The 18252-nt window shown below is 60.3% G+C and carries 17 protein-coding genes; 8 read left to right on the forward strand and 9 right to left on the reverse strand.

What is annotated here, in order from left to right:
• Window positions 1-79 precede the first annotated feature (79 nt).
• Window positions 80-1150: an S-methyl-5-thioribose-1-phosphate isomerase gene (gene mtnA, locus ACRESD_RS17700; RefSeq protein ID WP_431752097.1), complete on the reverse strand. Its 1071-nt coding sequence runs from the start codon at window positions 1148-1150 to the stop codon at window positions 80-82.
• Window positions 1151-1260: 110 nt separating this feature from the next.
• Here mtnA and ACRESD_RS17705 point away from each other — a divergent pair, with 110 nt between their 5' ends.
• The 4 genes from ACRESD_RS17705 (at window position 1261) to ACRESD_RS17720 (ending at window position 4886) form a co-directional block, all read left to right on the forward strand.
• Window positions 1261-2592: a TRZ/ATZ family hydrolase gene (locus ACRESD_RS17705; protein WP_431752098.1), complete on the forward strand. Its 1332-nt coding sequence runs from the start codon at window positions 1261-1263 to the stop codon at window positions 2590-2592.
• Between the two features lie 64 nt (window positions 2593-2656).
• Complete coding sequence (gene ubiG / locus ACRESD_RS17710) at window positions 2657-3355, forward strand: bifunctional 2-polyprenyl-6-hydroxyphenol methylase/3-demethylubiquinol 3-O-methyltransferase UbiG (RefSeq protein WP_431752099.1); 699 nt, start codon at window positions 2657-2659, stop codon at window positions 3353-3355.
• A gap of 4 nt (window positions 3356-3359) precedes the next feature.
• Entirely contained in the window at window positions 3360-4031 is a 672-nt protein-coding gene (gene mupP / locus ACRESD_RS17715) for an N-acetylmuramic acid 6-phosphate phosphatase MupP (protein WP_431752100.1), read from the forward strand.
• 114 nt (window positions 4032-4145) lie between these two features.
• Window positions 4146-4886 (forward strand): YciK family oxidoreductase, encoded by a 741-nt coding sequence (locus ACRESD_RS17720; RefSeq protein ID WP_431752101.1) that lies wholly within the window; start codon window positions 4146-4148, stop codon window positions 4884-4886.
• A 135-nt stretch (window positions 4887-5021) separates the two neighbouring features.
• Here ACRESD_RS17720 and ACRESD_RS17725 read toward each other — a convergent pair whose 3' ends face one another.
• The 6 genes from ACRESD_RS17725 to ACRESD_RS17750 are packed head-to-tail and all read right to left on the reverse strand — an operon-like array spanning window position 5022 to window position 11179.
• Window positions 5022-6536: an ABC transporter substrate-binding protein gene (locus ACRESD_RS17725; protein ID WP_431752102.1), complete on the reverse strand. Its 1515-nt coding sequence runs from the start codon at window positions 6534-6536 to the stop codon at window positions 5022-5024.
• Window positions 6518-7537: an ABC transporter ATP-binding protein gene (locus ACRESD_RS17730; protein ID WP_431752103.1), complete on the reverse strand. Its 1020-nt coding sequence runs from the start codon at window positions 7535-7537 to the stop codon at window positions 6518-6520. The genes ACRESD_RS17725 and ACRESD_RS17730 overlap by 19 nt, the downstream gene beginning before the upstream one ends.
• Window positions 7534-8490: an ABC transporter ATP-binding protein gene (locus ACRESD_RS17735; RefSeq protein ID WP_431752104.1), complete on the reverse strand. Its 957-nt coding sequence runs from the start codon at window positions 8488-8490 to the stop codon at window positions 7534-7536. The genes ACRESD_RS17730 and ACRESD_RS17735 overlap by 4 nt, the downstream gene beginning before the upstream one ends.
• A complete protein-coding gene (locus tag ACRESD_RS17740) occupies window positions 8487-9344 on the reverse strand; it encodes an ABC transporter permease (RefSeq protein WP_431752105.1) in 858 nt (285 codons plus the stop codon). Before ACRESD_RS17740 ends, ACRESD_RS17735 begins: the two co-directional genes overlap by 4 nt.
• Entirely contained in the window at window positions 9341-10288 is a 948-nt protein-coding gene (locus ACRESD_RS17745; protein WP_431752106.1) for an ABC transporter permease, read from the reverse strand. The genes ACRESD_RS17740 and ACRESD_RS17745 overlap by 4 nt, the downstream gene beginning before the upstream one ends.
• Window positions 10289-10291: 3 nt before the next feature.
• The gene (locus ACRESD_RS17750) at window positions 10292-11179 is read right to left on the reverse strand and encodes a proline iminopeptidase-family hydrolase (protein ID WP_431752107.1); all 888 of its coding nucleotides are present in this window, start codon (window positions 11177-11179) and stop codon (window positions 10292-10294) included.
• 183 nt (window positions 11180-11362) lie between these two features.
• Here ACRESD_RS17750 and ACRESD_RS17755 point away from each other — a divergent pair, with 183 nt between their 5' ends.
• Both ACRESD_RS17755 and ACRESD_RS17760 read left to right on the forward strand, forming a co-directional pair.
• A complete protein-coding gene (locus tag ACRESD_RS17755) occupies window positions 11363-12127 on the forward strand; it encodes a LuxR family transcriptional regulator (RefSeq protein WP_431752108.1) in 765 nt (254 codons plus the stop codon).
• A 93-nt stretch (window positions 12128-12220) separates the two neighbouring features.
• Window positions 12221-13153 (forward strand): proline iminopeptidase-family hydrolase, encoded by a 933-nt coding sequence (locus ACRESD_RS17760; RefSeq protein WP_431752109.1) that lies wholly within the window; start codon window positions 12221-12223, stop codon window positions 13151-13153.
• A 219-nt stretch (window positions 13154-13372) separates the two neighbouring features.
• Here the strand turns inward: ACRESD_RS17760 and ACRESD_RS17765 are convergent, their stop codons facing one another.
• Window positions 13373-14875: a nucleobase:cation symporter-2 family protein gene (locus ACRESD_RS17765; protein WP_431752110.1), complete on the reverse strand. Its 1503-nt coding sequence runs from the start codon at window positions 14873-14875 to the stop codon at window positions 13373-13375.
• A gap of 158 nt (window positions 14876-15033) precedes the next feature.
• Here ACRESD_RS17765 and ACRESD_RS17770 point away from each other — a divergent pair, with 158 nt between their 5' ends.
• A complete protein-coding gene (locus ACRESD_RS17770; protein ID WP_431752111.1) occupies window positions 15034-15867 on the forward strand; it encodes a nucleoside-binding protein in 834 nt (277 codons plus the stop codon).
• 128 nt (window positions 15868-15995) lie between these two features.
• Here the strand turns inward: ACRESD_RS17770 and punC are convergent, their stop codons facing one another.
• Entirely contained in the window at window positions 15996-17180 is a 1185-nt protein-coding gene (punC, locus tag ACRESD_RS17775; RefSeq protein ID WP_431752112.1) for a purine nucleoside transporter PunC, read from the reverse strand.
• Window positions 17181-17301: 121 nt separating this feature from the next.
• Between punC and punR the strand changes: the two genes are divergently transcribed.
• Entirely contained in the window at window positions 17302-18216 is a 915-nt protein-coding gene (gene punR / locus ACRESD_RS17780) for a DNA-binding transcriptional activator PunR (protein WP_431752113.1), read from the forward strand.
• Window positions 18217-18252: the final 36 nt, after the last annotated feature.

The following is an 18252-nucleotide window of genomic DNA, read 5'->3' on the forward strand; positions in this document are numbered from 1 at the left end:
TCCCACACCTGGGCTGTGAACACATTCAAATGTGGGAGGGGGCTTGCCCCCGATAGCTATCTAACAGCCATCAACACTTTTAATGCAGCCGCTTACGGCACATCAACTTGGCCAGCTTGGCCGTGTCAGGCCGCTCGACGACACCTTTTTCAGTCACGATCACATCGATCAAGTCTGCCGGGGTCACATCAAACACCGGGTTGAAGGCATTCACCTCCAACCGCTGGCCGTTGACGTCCAGCAGCTCACTGGCATCGCGCTCTTCCAAGGCGGCGTCATCACCTGTGGCCATCATCAGATCGAGGGTAGAACTCGGCGCCACCACCATGAAGCGCACACCATGGTGCATGGCGCACACCGCCATCTGATAAGTACCAATTTTTCCGATCACATCACCATTGGCGGCAATGCAGTCTGCACCGACGATCACCCAAGTCACGCCCTTGGTCTTGAGAATATGGGCACCCGCGGAGTCGGCGTTTATCGTGACCGGGATACCCTCGCCCGCCAGCTCCCAGGCTGTCAGCCGCGAACCTTGCAGCCAGGGGCGGGTTTCGTTGGCATAGACCTGCTCGACCAAACCCTCCAGGAACGCCGCACGAATCACCCCCAGCGCCGTACCGACGCCACCGGTAGACAGGGCGCCTGCGTTGCCGTGGGTCAGGATCGCCTGGGCGTTGCCTTGGTGTTTACGAATCCGCTCGACACCCAGCTGAGCCATCACGAGGTTGGCCTCCCGATCGCTCTCATGGATCGCAATGGCCTCGGCTTCCAGCGCGGCCAACGGATCAGCGTGTTTCTTGACGCGGTCCAGGCGGTCGCGCATGCGCTTGAGGGCCCAGAACAAATTCGACGCGGTCGGGCGGGAATCGGCCAGAAGTGCGTAGTCCTCTTCCCACGCAGCCTGCCAGTCACCGCCTTCGGCGAGTCGGGAACGGGCCGCCAGCACCAACCCATAGGCTGCGCTGATACCGATGGCCGGCGCGCCACGCACCACCATCGAGCGGATCGCTTGGGCCACCTCCTCGACTGTCGTGCAGGTGATCCAGTGCTCCCGGGACGGCAACGCACGCTGGTCAAGCAGGTGCAACGCGCCATCACGCCAATCGATGGCCTTTACTTTCTCTGCCGCCAACAGTCGGTCGCGCATCCCTTACCCCGCATTCAAGAACAAAAGCCGCCGATTATAGCGATCCGCCAGCCAGGACGCTCGGGTATACTTCGCCCTTCTTTATATAGCTGCCTGGGAAGAAGCCTGCGATGACCGCCACTGCCGCCCCCCTCGACTTATTGCTACTGCCAACCTGGCTGGTACCCGTCGAACCCGCTGGTGTGGTGCTCAAAGCGCATGGCCTGGGCATTCGCGACGGGCGAATCGCGTTTATCGGGCCTCGCGACGCCGCCTTGAAGCTCGCCGCCAAAGAAACCCGCGAACTGCCGGGCATGCTGCTCAGCCCCGGGCTGATCAACGCCCACGGCCACGCCGCCATGAGTCTGTTTCGCGGCCTGGCCGATGACCTGCCGTTGATGACCTGGCTGGAAAAACACATCTGGCCTGCCGAAGCCAAATGGGTCGATGAAGCCTTTGTGCGCGACGGCACCGACCTGGCTATCGCCGAACAGCTTAAAGGTGGCATCACCTGCTTCTCCGATATGTACTTCTTCCCCAAGGTCGCCAGCGACTGCGTGCACAACAGTGGCATGCGCGCGCAGATCGCCATTCCGATCCTTGACTTCCCGATTCCCGGCGCCGCCAATGCCGATGAAGCGATTCGCCAGGGCGTAGAGCTGTTCGGCGACCTCAAGCATCACCCGCGCATCAAGATCACCTTCGGCCCCCACGCGCCCTACACCGTGTGCGACGACAACCTGGAAAAAATCCGCATGATCGCCGAAGAGCTGGACGCGTCGATCCATATGCACGTACACGAAACCGCCTTCGAAGTGCAGCAGGCCGTCGAACAAACCGGTGAGCGCCCACTGGCGCGCCTGGGCCGCCTCGGCCTGCTGGGTCCGCGCTTCCAGGCCGTTCATATGACCCAAATCAGCGAGGATGACCTGGCTTTGCTGGTAGAAAGCAACACCAGCATCATCCATTGCCCGGAATCGAACCTGAAACTGGCCAGCGGCTTCTGCCCGGTGGAGCGCCTGTGGCAAGCGGGGATCAATGTAGCGATCGGTACCGACGGCGCCGCCAGCAACAATGACCTGGACCTATTGGGTGAAACCCGCACCGCTGCGATGCTGGCCAAGGCCGTTGCCGGATCAGCCACCGCACTGGATGCCCATCGTGCCCTGCGCATGGCCACCCTGAATGGCGCCCGGGCCCTGGGCCTGGAGAGTGAGATTGGCTCGCTGGAGGTCGGCAAGGCCGCCGACATGGTGGCCTTCGATCTGTCCGGGCTGGCGCAACAACCGATCTACGACCCGGTCTCACAGCTTATATATGCCACCGGGCGCGATTGTGTGAAACACCTTTGGGTCGCCGGCAAGCAGTTGCTCGACGACCGGCGATTGACCCGCATGAACGAACAAGAGCTGATCGCCTCGGCGACTGAGTGGGGCCGACGCATCAGCGGGCACAACGAATAACGTCGGTTTTGGCGCTGCGCGTCCAACACCTGCAAACCGATTTATCAGATTCAGAGGATTCACCATGAGCAACGTCGACCACGCCGAAATCGCCAAATTCGAAGCCCTGGCTCACCGCTGGTGGGACCGCGAAAGCGAATTCAAGCCCTTGCACGACATCAACCCGCTGCGGGTCAACTGGATTGACGAACGCGTCAACCTGGCCGGCAAGAAGGTCCTGGATGTCGGTTGCGGCGGCGGCATCCTCAGTGAAGCCATGGCCCAGCGCGGTGCCACCGTGACGGGCATCGACATGGGCGAGGCCCCGCTGGCCGTGGCCCAACTGCACCAATTGGAGTCCGGCGTGAGCGTGGAATACCGCCAGATCACTGCCGAAGCCCTGGCCGAAGAGATGCCGGAGCAGTTTGACGTGGTCACTTGCCTTGAAATGCTGGAGCACGTGCCGGACCCGTCGTCGGTGATCCGCGCCTGCTTCCGCATGGTCAAGCCGGGCGGCCAGGTGTTCCTCTCCACGATCAACCGCAACCCCAAGGCTTACCTGTTCGCCATCATCGGTGCCGAATACATCATGAAACTGCTGCCGCGCGGCACCCATGACTTCAAGAAATTCATCCGCCCCTCCGAACTGGGCGCCTGGAGCCGTCAGGCCGGGCTGACCGTCAAGGACATCGTCGGCCTGACCTATAACCCGCTGACCAAGCATTACAAGCTGGGCAACGACGTTGACGTCAACTACATGATCCAGACCCTGCGCGAGGAGTAAGCCTGTGAAGTTGCGAGCAGTTCTCTTCGATATGGATGGCACCCTGTTGGACACGGCGCCGGACTTCATCGCCATCTGCCAGGCGATGCGCGCCGATCGCGGCCTGCCACCGATGAACGACCAGCACATCCGCGATGAAATTTCCGGCGGTGCAAGGGCGATGGTGGCAGTGACGTTCTCGATGGACCCGCAATCCCCAGGCTTTGAAGAATTGCGCCTGGAGTTCCTGGAGCGCTACCTCCAGGGCTGCGCGATCCACAGCAAGTTGTTCGACGGCATGGGTGAGCTGCTGGCAGACATCGAAAAATCCAAGCTGGTGTGGGGCGTGGTCACCAACAAGCCGCTGCGCTTTGCCGAACCGATCATGCAGCAGTTGGGCCTGGCCGAGCGCTCGGCACTGCTGATCTGCCCGGATCACGTAAAGAACAGCAAACCGGACCCGGAACCGCTGATCCTGGCGTGCAAGATGCTCGACCTGGACCCAGCCAGCGTACTGTTCGTGGGCGACGACCTGCGCGACATCGAGTCCGGCCGCGACGCTGGCACCCGCACCGCCGCAGTCACGTTCGGCTACATCCACCCGGACGACAACCCACGCAACTGGGGGGCCGATGTGGTGGTGGATCACCCGCTGGAACTGCGCAAGGTGCTGGATAGCGCACTGTGCAGTTGCTGATTGTCCTGACCGATGAAGATCCACTGTGGGAGGGGGCAAGCCCCCTCCCACAGTGGATCTTCACTGCACTCAAGATTGGCGTTTGTAACCTGCTGAATTCTGTCGAGGTTGTTTATGTTTGATTACTCCGCACGTCCAGAACTGCTCAAAGGCCGGGTGATCCTGGTGACCGGCGCCGGTCGCGGGATTGGCGCGGCGGCGGCAAAGACCTATGCCGCCCATGGCGCCACCGTGTTGCTGCTGGGCAAGACCGAAGCCAACCTGGCCCTGGTGTATGACGAGATCGAAGCCGCAGGCCAACCTCAACCCGTGGTGATTCCGTTCAACCTGGAAACCGCCCTGCCCCATCAATACGATGAGCTGGCGGCGATGATCGAAAAGGAGTTCGGCCACCTCGACGGCCTGCTGCACAACGCCTCGATCATCGGCCCACGCACGCCGATCGAGCAGTTGTCCGGTGAGAACTTCATGCGGGTGATGCATGTGAACGTCAACGCGATGTTCATGCTCACCAGCACTCTGCTGCCATTGCTCAAGCTGTCCCAGGATGCGTCGGTGGTGTTCACCTCCAGCAGCGTCGGGCGCAAGGGTCGAGCCTATTGGGGTGCTTACGGCGTATCGAAATTCGCCACCGAAGGCTTGATGCAAACCCTGGCCGATGAGCTTGAGGATGTGGCGTCGGTACGCTCCAACAGCATCAACCCAGGCGGCACGCGCACCAGCATGCGGGCCCAGGCGTACCCAGGGGAGAACCCGATGGAACGGCCTGCACCGGAAGAAATCATGCCGGTGTACCTGTACCTGATGGGACCGGACAGTGCCGGCATCAATGGCCAGGCGTTCGACGCGCAATAACTGACACACCAGAAACCAAATGTGGGAGCTGGCTTGCCTGCGATTGCGGTCTGTCAGTTGGCATTTCTAGCGACTGACACTCCGTGATCGCAGGCAAGCCAGCTCCCACAGTTGATCTAAGTTGTTGGTGAGGACTTAGTTTTTCACCACGTCTTCGAGAGTGAAGCGGCCCAATGGGTTCTGTAAGAAGTTGCTCACATTCTTACGTGAGATGTTGATGTAAGGGCTGTAGTACAGGTCAATCCAGTTCACATCCTGTTTCGCCAGCTTCTGCAGTTCAACATACATCTGCTCACGCTTGGCCGGGTCCGCCTCGATACGCGCTTGGGCCACCAGGTCCTTGACCTTGTCGTTCTTGTAGCGAGTCATGTAGTTCTGGTTGGTGTCATGGCCCAGTACGAAAGTGGTCTTCTGGTCCGGGTCGAGAATGTCATTGGTCCAGTACATCACCGAGATATCGTACTCACCGTCCACCAACATCTGCCAGCTCTGGGTCGGGTCGACCTTTTGCAGGTTGGCGGTCACGCCGACCTTGGCCAGTTGGTCCTTGATGATCACCGCAATCTGCTCATCGGCTTCGTTGCCAGCGTTGACCACGTAGTTGAGCTTCAAGTCCTGGGCCCCCGCATCCGCCAGCAGTTTCTTGGCCGCCGTCGGGTCATACGGGCGTTGCAGGTTGTTGGCGTAGTGGTACAGCGAGCCTTTCGGGATGTAGGAGTAAGCCACGGTGCCTTGACCGTAAGTGGCGGTCTTCACCAGCGATTGTTTATCGATGGCCATGTCCAGTGCTTCGCGCACTTGCGGCTTGGCCAGCAAACCGTGGGCGTGGTTGATCAGCAGGTGATCTTCGCGGGTAGACGGGTCGGCATGAATGACCACGTTCTTGTCTTTCTTCAGTTCTTCAACACGGGAGAACGGCACGAAGATCGCCGTGTCCAGCTCGTTGTTCTGCACCATGCGCATGCGGGTGTTGTCGTCGGTGACGGACACCCATTCCACACCGTCCAGGCTCACGTTCTTGGCCTGCCAGAAGTTCGGGTTTTTCTTGAGGATTACACGATCACCCTTGCGCCATTCATCCACGGTAAACGCGCCGGAGGTCACCGGGTTTTCCGAGTAGGCGTCCTCACCCATTTTAGTCATGGCTTTTTCCGACAGGATCGACACCGTCGGCGACGCCAGTTGCGAGAGGAAGGCCACGGCCGGGGTTTTCAGGGTGACCACCAGGGTTTTCGCATCTGCAGCCTTGGCCGTGTTGATCAGGCTGAACGGATCGCTCCACAGCGAAGCCTTGTTGTCGCGGATGCGCAACAGGCTGAATGCTGCATCGTCGGCAGTAATCGGCGAACCGTCGGAGAACTTCGCATCACGCAGCTTGAAGGTGTAGGTCAGGCCATCCTTGGAAATGTCCCAGCTTTCAGCCAGGCCCGGCTCCATTTTGGTTCCCAGGTTGTCCACGCGTACCAGGGTGTCGTAGACGTTGGCAAATACCCAGGTATCGCGGTTTTGCGCGCTTTTGATCGGGTCGAACGTGGTGCTGTCTTCACGGCAGCCGATGGTCAGGACGCCGGCTGCGTGGGCCAGCCCGGCCGTCAGCGACCAAGCGGTCAATGTGGCGGCGGCGAGCAACTTCAAGTGACGGGATTGCATGTCTGAACTCCTTGTTGATAGACGGCAGAAAGGGTCAACGGTTCTTCAAGCACGCAACTGTACCGATGCTCGTGCAGGAAATGGGTAGGCGGCAACACCACGGAACACTGGGACCGAGCGTGCCGGCAACGCGGGTGAAAGGCGCAACCCGCAGGCAAATTCAACGGGCTCGGCGGCTCGCCGGGCAACGGTTCGGCAGGCAACGGTCGGTGCGGGTCGATCTCGGGAATCGCCTCGATCAACGCCGCCGTATACGGATGGCGTGGCGCGGTGAACACCGCTTCCACCGGCCCTTCTTCGACGATCTTGCCCAGGTACATCACCGCCACGCGATCACACAGGCGACGCACAATGGCCAGGTCATGGGCGATAAACAGAATCGCCAGGTTCATGCTCTGCTGCAGTTCCAGCAGCAGGTTGATGATCTGGCCCTGGATCGACACATCCAGCGCCGCCACGCACTCATCGGCAATGATCAAGCGCGGCTCCACCGCCAGTGCGCGGGCAATACCCACACGCTGGCACTGACCCCCACTGAGGGAGCCGGGCTTGCGATTGGCCAACTCGGGACGCAGGCCGACCCGCTCAAGAAGCTCGTTAACGCGAGCGGTGACCTGACCAGGGGCCACCTTGCGTTGCACGCGCAACACTTCGGCAATGGTTTCTCCAATCGTGTGGCGTGGGTTCAGCGCAGCGTACGGGTCCTGGAAAATCATCGCCGTTTCATGGCGCAGGCGGGTGATGTCGATGGCGCTGCCGTGGGCCATGTCGATGCCATCGAACAGCACCTGGCCGGCACTGATCGGGTTGAGGTGCAAGATCGCCCGGCCCAAGGTGCTCTTACCGCTGCCTGATTCACCGACCAACCCTAGGGTTTCACCGGCGGCCAGGTTCAGCGAGACACCATTGACTGCCCTCACCCACTGCTTGTTCAGGCCGAACAAGCCGGTGCCGGACGCGGCAAAGCGCACCTCCAGATCCTTGACCTGCAACAGGCTCATCGGCGGCCTCCCAACGGATAGTGACACGCCACCCGCGCCCCTTCGGGCAGCCGCTCGGTGCACAGCGCGCCGACCTGTGGGCAGCGTGGACTGAAGCGGCAACCCTCCGGCAACGCGTCCAACAACGGCGGCTGGCCGGGAATGGTCCGCAGCAAGGAGTGGCCACTGCTGTGAGCCGGTTGGCAATCGATCAGGCCGGCGGTGTAAGGGTGTTGCGGATGGGCCAGCAAGTCGTACTTGCTGCCGTGTTCACACAGCCGCCCGGCGTACATCACCGCAATGGAATCACAGGTCTGCGCCACCACGCCGAGATCGTGGGTGATCATGATGATCGACAGGCCGCGCTGGTCGCGCAGGTCCAGCAGCAGGCGCAGGATCTGCGCCTGCACCGTCACATCCAGGGCGGTGGTCGGCTCGTCGGCAATCAGCACTTGCGGATTGCAGCCTAACGCCACTGCAATCATCGCGCGCTGGCGCATGCCGCCGGAAAACTCGTGAGGATAATTGTCGACCCGCGCCTGGGGATCGGGAATGCCGACCTGGCGCAGTACCTCGATAGCTTGCAGGCGAGCGTCTTTTTTCGACGCGCCTTGATGCAGGCGGATGCCTTCGGCGATCTGCTCACCGATACGCATCAGAGGGTCAAGATGGCTGCTGGGGTTCTGGAAGATCATCCCCAGCTGGCCACCGCGCACGGCACGCATACCGGCGTCATCCAATCGCAGTAAATCCTGTCCGGCCAAGCGCACCGCACCGCCCTGTACACGCAGATTTGGGGACGGCAAAAGACGCATCAGCCCGCGACAGGCCATGGTCTTGCCCGAACCGCTCTCACCCACCAGACCGAGGATTTCACCTTCAGCCACGTCGAAGGACACGTGGTCAACCAACGTGACATCGTGCCCGGCGTTGTGGGCAATTACGCTGAGGTCCTGGACCTGCAACAGACTCATGAGCGATCCCCCAACACTTGCGCCACGCCATCGGCCAGCAAGCTGAACCCCATGGCCAGCGTCACAATGGCCAGGCCCGGGAACGTGCAGATCCACCACGCGGTGGTGATAAAGGCCTGCCCTTCGGCCACCATCGTCCCCCACTCGGCGGTTGGTGGCTGCACGCCCAGGCCCAGGTAACTCACGGCGGCGCCGTTGAGCAGCACCAGCACCGCGTCAGACATGGAAAACACGATCGAACCGAACATCGCATTGGGCAGCAAGTGCCGGAACAGAATACGTCCATGGCCGAAGCCTAGGCTCTTGGCAGCCAAGGCGAAGTCACTTTCCTTGAGTACCAGGATCTGCGAGCGGATCAACCGTGCATACGACACCCAGCCCACCAACGCCATGGCGATATAGAAACTCTTCAAGCCCGGGCCGAGGATCGCCATGATCGCCAGCATCAACACCAGGAACGGGAAGGCCAGGATCACGTCGATCACGCGCATGCACACACTGTCGAAGCGCCCGCCGATATAGCCGGACACCGCACCAACGAAGGTGCCGATCATGAACGGAAAGATCACTCCCACGACGGCCAGTTGCAGGTCGATGCGTGCGCCCCAGATCACCCGCGAAAGAATGTCCCGGCCATAATTGTCCGTACCGAACGGGTGGGCCAGGCTCGGTGCCAGCAAGCTCAAGTCAGTGTTCTGCGCAATCGGGTCATACGGGGCGATCCACGGCGCGAACAACGCCAAGGCCAACCAGCCGAACAAAATCAACAGGCCCCACGCCGCGGTCAGCCGACCATTGCGAAAGCCAAACCGCAGGCGCAAACGCCATGGGGCGATCAGTGGGCGAGTGCTCATTGCATCTTCACTCGCGGGTCGAGGGCTACCGTCACCACATCCGCAAGGAAGTTGACCACCACCGTCGCACAGGCCAGCACCATCGCCACGCCCTGCACCACCATGTAGTCACGGGTGAAGATGCCGCGCACCAGCAATTGGCCAATGCCCGGAATCGCGAACAGGCTTTCGATCACCACCGTGCCACTGATCAACCAGCCAATGTTCACCGCCAGCAGGTTGACCGCCGGCACCAGGGAGTTGGGCAACACATGCCGGCGAAACACCGCTGCCTCCGGTAATCCGCGCGCCCGGGCCGCAGTGACATGGTCGGCCTGCAACTCCATCAACATGCTCGCCCGCAGGTTGCGCACCAGCACCGCCGACAGCGCGAGCGCAATGGTCAAACACGGCAGCACCATATGGTGCGCTTTATCCAGCCAGGTCCGCCCATAGCCGGACACCGGAAACAAACCCCACTGTACGCTCAGCAACAGAATCAGCATCAAGCCCAGCCAGAACGCTGGCATCCCCAGGCCAACCGTGGTGAACACTCGGATCAGATTGTCCGTCCCCCCCCCTTTATTGCGTGCCGCCAGCGTCGCCAACGGCACCGCGATCAGCAGCGCCAGCACCACGCTGCCCAACACCAACACCAGAGTCGGTTCGATACGTGTGACGATCAGCTTCAAGGCATCGACCTTGTACAACAACGACTGGCCGAGATCACCCTTGAGCAGGTTCTTGAGGAAGTAGAAATATTGCAGCCACAACGGCTGATCGAGGCCGTACTGGGCGCGGATTTTCAGCAAGGCGTCCGGCGTGCTGCGCGAACCGAGCAAGGCCCGCGCCGGGTCGCCGGGGATCGAGCGCACCAGCACGAAGGTGATCAGGCTGATGCCGAATAACACCGGCAGCAGTTGCAGCGGCCGGGAAAGTACGAAGCGGTAGCGCGCCAGGTTCATCCGTCAGCCTCGGTGACGAGCGAGGAAGTCCAGCAACACCGGGAAGTACGCCTGGGGTTCCTCATAAAACGGCATGTGACTGCTGTTGGGGAACACGTGCAACTCGGCGTGCCGGGCGGCCAGCTTCATTCGCATGGCGCAGGCTGGGGTGAGTTCGTCGTGTTGGCCGGTGGTGATCAGGATCGGCATCTTGAACTCAGCCATCTCGGGGATGCGGTTCCAGTCCTTGAGGTTACCGATGTAGAGAAATTCGTTGGGGCCTTGCATGGTTTCGTAGGGCCCCATGTTCCAGTCGCCGAGGGAGCGCTTGACCGGCTCGGGCCACTCGTCCAGGCGGCACACGTGGCGATAGTTGAGCAAGGTGATCGCAGCCTGGTACTGCGGATGATCCAGGGTGCCCATGGCTTCGTGGCGCTGCATCATGGCCACGGTTTCGCTGCCGAGGGCACCGCGCAGGCGTTCGAGCTCCTGAGACAGGTGTGGGATGTCGCCGACGGTGTTTTCCAGGATCAGGCTTTTCAGTGTTTCGGGGTAATGGATGGCATATTCGATCCCCAGCCACCCACCCCAGGAATGCCCCAGCAAGTGCACGCGGCCCAGGCCCAGGGTTTGGCGCACGGTTTCGACTTCTTCCACATAACGGCGGATTTCCCACAGGGAAACATCGGTCGGTCTGGCTGATGCGCCTGTGCCAAGCTGGTCGAATGCGATCACTCGCAGGTTATGGTCCTTGAGCCAGCCATGGGCGTCGCGCAAGTAATCACACGGCAGTCCCGGGCCGCCGTTGAGACACAAGAGCACCTCATCGCCGTCGCCAAAGCTGTAGACCACGAGGTTATGGCCGTCGACTTGCACGTTGTACTGCTGGTCGGGGGCAATTTCACGCCACATGCATACTTTCCTTGTGTTGTATCGGCCTGGCAGGTAGTGGCCATTTATCAGGCCAACACTACCGAGGATGCCGCGCGTCCATAACCTAGTATTTCTTATAGGTTTGGCCTGGCAGTCCTTCGCCGGGGCGTGGCATTCTACTTGCAGCAAGTCGAGATTCAAATGAATTCGGGAGCAGAACGGATGCTGGCCAAGCTAACTGCCTTCAATAATCGCCTCATGCCAGGCAGGAGCCTGGATGAACAGATGGACAACACGTTTATCCTCGCCCAACAACTGGGCTTCGATGCATTGGTGTATGACTACACTCCGGTGCCCATCGACCTCAATGGCACACTGATCACCCCCTCTGTACTGCAACTGCGCAACACGCCGACCGATTGGCAGGCCCTGTGGTGCAGCGAAGGGTTTTACCAGATCGATCCGGTGCAGCATCTGGCCCTGAGCACAGTGTCGCCGTTTGTCTGGTCCTACGAGGCGAAAGCCGAGACGGTGCTGCAAAAAATCATCGACCCCTGCCACGCGCCGGTCTCTACCTACCTGCATGATCGGCAACTGACCTGCGGTGTCAGCGTGCCCATTCACTTGCCGCGTGGCGGCTTTGCGTCACTCACCGGCTTGCGCACCGGCAAGGCGCGCACGGTATTGAAGGACGCCCAGCAGACCTTGGTGGATTTCAGCCTGATCACCCATGCCTTGCAGGAAGCGGCCTACCCGTTGTTCAGCAAAGAGCTACGCACTTACCCACACATACATTTGACCAAGCGTGAACGCGAGTGCCTGAAATGGGCCGCCGATGGCTTGACCGCGGCCGAAATCGCCACACAATTGAGCCGCTCATTGGCAGTGGTCACCTTGCACCTGGCTTCGGCGATGCACAAATTGGGTGCAAAAAACCGCGTCCAGGCAGTGGTACGTGCCACCCATTACCGGCTGCTCGAAGATTGATTCGCCGGCAAAACCTAGCTGTTTTGCTAGTTACTTAAACTTCTCGTGCGGACTATCGTTGCCCTGATCCTTTTTTTCAGAGCAGGGTACGAAATGGAATTCATCGAAAAAGTCCGCGAAGGCTATGCAACCTTTGGTGCCTACCAGACCTGGTATCGCGTTACTGGCGACCTGACCACCGGCCGCACACCCTTGGTGATCATCCATGGCGGCCCTGGTTGCACCCACGACTACGTCGACGCCTTCAAGGACGTCGCCGCCAGCGGTCACGCGGTCATTCACTACGACCAACTGGGCAACGGTCGCTCCACTCATTTGCCCGACAAAGACCCGTCGTTCTGGACCATCGGCCTGTTCCTCGACGAGTTGAACAACCTGCTGGATCATCTGCAAATCAGCGATAACTACGCGATCCTCGGCCAGTCCTGGGGCGGTATGCTCGGCAGCGAACACGCGATATTGCAGCCCAAGGGCCTGCGCGCGTTCATCCCGGCCAACTCGCCGACATGCATGCGTACCTGGGTCAGCGAGGCTAACCGCCTGCGCAAATTGTTACCAGAAGGGGTGCATGAAACCCTGCTCAAGCATGAACAGGCCGGCACCTACCAGGACCCGGAATACCTCGCCGCTTCGCGGATTTTCTACGATCAGCACGTTTGTCGCGTCAACCCGTGGCCGGAAGAAGTGGCGCGCACCTTCGCCCAGGTGGATTCAGACCCGACGGTGTACCACGCCATGAGCGGCCCGACCGAGTTTCATGTCATCGGCAGCTTGAAAGACTGGAACGTGATTGGCCGCCTGTCGGCGATCAACGTACCGACCCTGGTGATCTCCGGGCGACATGATGAGGCCACGCCGCTGGTGGTCAAGCCGTTCCTGGATGAGATCGAAGACGTGCGCTGGGCACTATTTGAAGACTCCAGCCACATGCCCCACGTAGAAGAACGCCAGGCCTGCATGGGGACAGTGGTGAAGTTTTTGGATGAGGCGTGTTCGGTGCCGCATCAAGAGCTCAAGGTTGGTTGAATTCAAATACGGGAGAGAGCTTCAGTTAAGAACATCTGCCGCGACCAAACTCTTGTAGTGAGCGGGCTTGCCCCGCGCTGGGTGGCGAAGCCGCCCCAAAACCTGCTACCGCGTTTACCTGACACACCGCGGTGATTGGATTGGGGTGGCTCCGCCACCCAGCGCGGGGCAAGCCCGCTCACTACAGATGATTGCATTGGGGCAAGCCCCCTCCCACATTTAGACTTCGGTAGTTTCAGGTTTTACGGCCTTCCTGGGGGCATCGGCTACCAGCGGAATCTCCTTCCCTTCAGCGTCAAACAACTTGCCGCCGCTGAAGTAGTCGCCATCACGCAGTTCCGACACATCACGAAAGCACAAGCTGCGCTCCGTCCCCGCCACAAATACCGATTGCTGGTCCGAGTTACCGGCGGTGAAGTGGTTGAACGCCAGGTTCAGCAGGATCGCCATGATCGCCGACGAACTGATCCCCGAATGAAAAATGGTCGCGAACCAGGTCGGGAAGTGATCGTAGAAGTTCGGTGCAGCGATGGGAATCATGCCGAAACCGATTGAAGTGGCGACGATGATCAGGTTCATGTTGTTGCGATAGTCCACCTTGGACAAGGTGCGAATACCACTGGCCGCCACGGTGCCGAACAGCACGATCCCAGCACCGCCGAGTACCGAGGTCGGCACCGCCGCGATCACTCGGCCCATAAAGGGCAGCAAGCCAAGCACCACCAGGAACACCCCGCCCGTGGCCACCACGAAACGGCTTTTCACGCCGGTCACTGCCACCAACCCGACGTTCTGAGCGAATGCACTCTGGGTGAACGAACCGAAGATCGGCGCGAACATGCTCGACAGCATGTCTGCCCGCAGGCCATTACCCAGGCGTTTGGAATCGACTTTGGTGTCGATGATCTCGCCCACGGCCAGGATATCCGCCGAGGTCTCCACCAACGTCACCATGACCACAATGCACATGGAAATGATCGCGGCCACATGAAAAGTGGGCATGCCGAAATGGAATGGCGCAGGGAAACCGAACATCGGCCCTTGGGCCACACCGGAAAAGTCCGCCATGCCCAGGAATACCGCGATCACCGTGCCGATCACCATGGCCAGCAGGATCGACAGGCGAGAAATGGTCGCGCTGCCGATCTTGCTCAGCAGCAGCACCAACACCAGCGTCAGTGCGGCCAAGCCGATATTGGACATGCTGCCGAAGTCCGCTGCGCGGCTATTGCCGCCCATGGCCCACCGCGCCGCAACGGGCATCAGGGTCAGGCCGATGGTCGTGATGACGATACCCGTCACCAACGGCGGAAAAAACTTGGTGATCCTGGAGAACACTGGCGTGATCAGCAGCCCGATAAACGACGCGGCCATCACCGCCCCGAGAATCGCCGGCACTCCACCCGCACCATCACTGCCGACAATCGCCACCATCGTCGCCACACCGGCGAACGACACGCCCTGCACCAGCGGCAACTGACAGCCGAAGAACGGCAGGCCGAGGGTTTGCAACAAGGTCGCCAAACCACCCGCGAACAACGATGCCGCGATCAGCAGGCCGATATCGGCTGGGGATAACCCGGCCGCCTGGCCGACGATCAACGGCACTGCGACGATGCCGCCGTACATGGTAAGGACATGCTGCAGGCCGTAAGCCATGTTGGCGGCGACGCCGAGATTTTCATCTTCTGGTCGCTGCGATGACGCCTTCGGGATAGTCATGGTGAGGGGTTCTCTGTTTTTGTTGTGCAAGCACTGTATGCAATGTTAGGACTGGATGTCCATAGAGTTGTATACAATCAATTGAACAAGATACCCTCCAACGGCGTTACAAAAACAATTCGGCCGTCATAAGCCAGAACGCCAAAGGACCTAAAATAATGAAAAAGGCATTACAAGGCGCAACCGTTGCCCTCACCCTCCTCGGCGGCGGGGAGGCCGTCGCGTTGGAATGGATGAACAACAGCGTCGGATTTCGCTACGGGCAACACTTCACCAACCCGAATAACCCCGACGATTTCAGCAAGCGCATCTACAGCTTTACCCACGCCAGTGGCTACCAGTACGGCAGCAACTACCTGAACCTCGATGTGTTCCTCTCCGATAGCCGCGACCCACGCAAGGGCACCGATCACGGTGGCAGTGAGGTGTACGCCGTCTACCGGCACCAGTTGTACGCCTCGCGGGTATTCGACATGCCGCTCGGCACCGGGCTGATCAAGGACTACGCGCTGACCCTGGGCTTTGACGCCAACCGCAACAACAACTTCGCCTCAGCCAAGAAACGTGCGCTGGTGATCGGCCCGACCTTGAAGTTCAACACCGTCGGCGTGCTGGACCTGAGCCTGATGTACTACAAGGAACGGAACCACACCGGCATCCCCGGCGCGAAAGAGTCCAATCGCACCTTCGACGATACCTACATGCTCAACCTGACGTGGATGCGACCCTTTGAAATCGCCAGCCACGCGGTGAAATTCCAGGGTTTCATCAATTACGTCGGGGAAAAAGGCGAGGACTACCATGGCCGCGATACCGCGCCGGAAACGCTGATGCGCACCGCGTTGATGGTGGCGGTACGGCCGGGGAAAAGCGTCAAGCCGAACCTGTATCTCGGGGTGGGCTACGAGTACTGGCACAACAAATTCGGCGTGGACGGCGGCCGGGGCAGTCGCACATCCACGCCAACGCTGAATATGGAAGTAACGTTCTAACTGAAGGAACCCAATCAAAATGTGGGAGGGGGCTTGCTCCCGATAGCAGTCGTTCAGTCAACACATCTGTGCCTGATACACCCCTATCGGGAGCAAGCCCCCTCCCACACTTTTGACCTCCTTGTCAGTTAAGCGCTGGCCAACTCCGAGTCATCAGCCTTCGGCCGCGCCAGCCAGTAACCCAACACCGCCAATGGCGCGGTCGCCAGCATCACGATCGCGGTGATCAGCAGCGGCTGATCGAGCATCGACGAGACCAACAGGCTGCTGAGAAAGCACAGGCCCAACTGCAGGGTATTTTGCAGTGCTGCCGCCTTGCCGGAATTCTCCGCAAACGGCATCAGTGCATTCGCCACTACGATGGGGTAACTGGCGCCATTGACCAGGGCCATCAGACAAAACGGAATCAGCAAGGTAGTCAGGGTCGGCACCGTCAATGTGGCGACCAGATACAACGCCACCATGCTGATGCAATAAGCCATCAGCAACCAGGGCAACAGGGTTTTGCCCTGGTAATGCTGCAACGCACTGCGGCAGCTGTAACCACCGATCAGGAAGGCCAGAGTCGGCAATACGTAGCTCAAGCCAATGTCATTCGGGCTGTAACCCATGCCGCCAAGGATGAAGGGCGAAGCGGTCAGCCAGGCGAAGAAACTGGCGGAGCACGCTGCAAAGATCATCACGTTGCCGGTGAACACGCGGGAGGTCAGCAACTGGCCATAGCCGAGGCGCGAAGGTTCGCTCTCCTCTGCCTGACGCTTCTGCATCTTGCGCAGGAACAACGTTGGCAGCAGCAACAACAGCGACACGCCCAGCAGCACGCCGAAGATCGCCTGCCAGCCAAAGTGATTCAACACCACCGCCCCCAACAACGGTGCCAGGGCCGGCGACAGCGACATCAGCGGCATGATGCTGGCGAACACGCGGTGAGCCTTGTCGGCCGGGTAGCGGTCGATCACCAAGGCCTGCCAACTCACGGCGGCGGAACACACGCCAATCGCCTGGATGAAGCGCAATGCCAGCAGCTGCGGCGCGGTCTCGACCCAGAACATGCCCAGGCAGCCCAACACAAACAGGCTCAGACCCGTGAGCAAGACCGGTTTACGCCCCAGACGGTCAGACAGCGGCCCCCACAGCAACTGCCCTACGGCAAAACCGGCGAGGAAAATACTCAAGCTGGCGCCCACGGCACCCGCGCCAATCTGCAACTGCTCGCCCATGGCGCCGAACGCCGGCAAGTACATGTCCATGGCGAGATAACCGAGCATGCTCAGCCCCGCCAGATATCCGGTAAAACCAAAAGAATTTTTCATCGAAACCTTTGAGAACCTGCCATCAAACTATTTGCTGACCGGCGCCCATTATGAAGCTGACAGTTTTGCTGTGAAGCGATAATAATTGGACACTCTTATCAATATTTTTAAAGGCAACCCCATGTGGTCCGAATACTCTCTGGATGTGGTCGACGCCGTGGCGCGCCATGGCAGCTTCAGCGCTGCTGCCCAGGAATTGCACCGCGTGCCGTCGGCCATCAGCTACACGGTGCGCCAACTTGAAGAATGGCTGGCAGTGCCGCTGTTCGTGCGTCGGCACCGCGATGTCGAACTGACCCCAGCCGGCCGTCTGTTTATCGACGAAGCCCGTGGGGTGATGAAAAAAATGCTCGGCACGCGACGTTTGTGCCAGCAAGTGGCAAATGGCTGGAGCGGCCAATTGAAAGTCGCAGTGGACTCCATCGTCAAACCCCAGCGCTGTCGGCAATTGGTTCTGGACTTCTACCGGCAGTTCCCCGAGGTGGAGTTGTTGCTGGAATACGAGGTGTACAACGGCGTATGGGACGCCTTGGCCGACGAACGCACCGACATTGTGATCGGCGCCACCAGCGCAGTACCGGTGGCCAGCCACTTCACGTTTCGCGACATGGGTTTGTTGAATTGGTTGTGCGTGGTCAGCGCCAAGCACCCCTTGGCGGCGGTAGAGGGTTTGCTCAGTGACGATCAATTGCGCCCGTTCGCCTCACTGTGCATGACCGACACCTCACGCAACCTGCCCAAGCGCGACACCTGGACCCTGGATAACCAACGTCGCCTGGTGGTGCCCAACTGGGCCTCGGCCCTGGATTGCCTGCGCGATGGCCTGTGCGTCGGCATGGCGCCGGCGCATCAGGTATTGCCGTGGATCGAGCGCGGCGAACTGGTGGCGTTGCAACTGCACCGCCCCTTCCCCGCCAGCCCGTCGTGCGTGGCCTGGGCCCAGAACAAACTGTCCCCGGCCATGACGTGGCTGCTGGAGTACTTGGGAGATACGCAAACCATGAACCAGGAATGGCTGAATGGGCCACATCTTTGAAAATCACGCCGTTCAACTGTGGGAGCTGGCTTGCCT

The organism is Pseudomonas sp. (assembly GCF_050739995.1).
Classification (GTDB): Bacteria; Pseudomonadota; Gammaproteobacteria; order Pseudomonadales; family Pseudomonadaceae; genus Aquipseudomonas.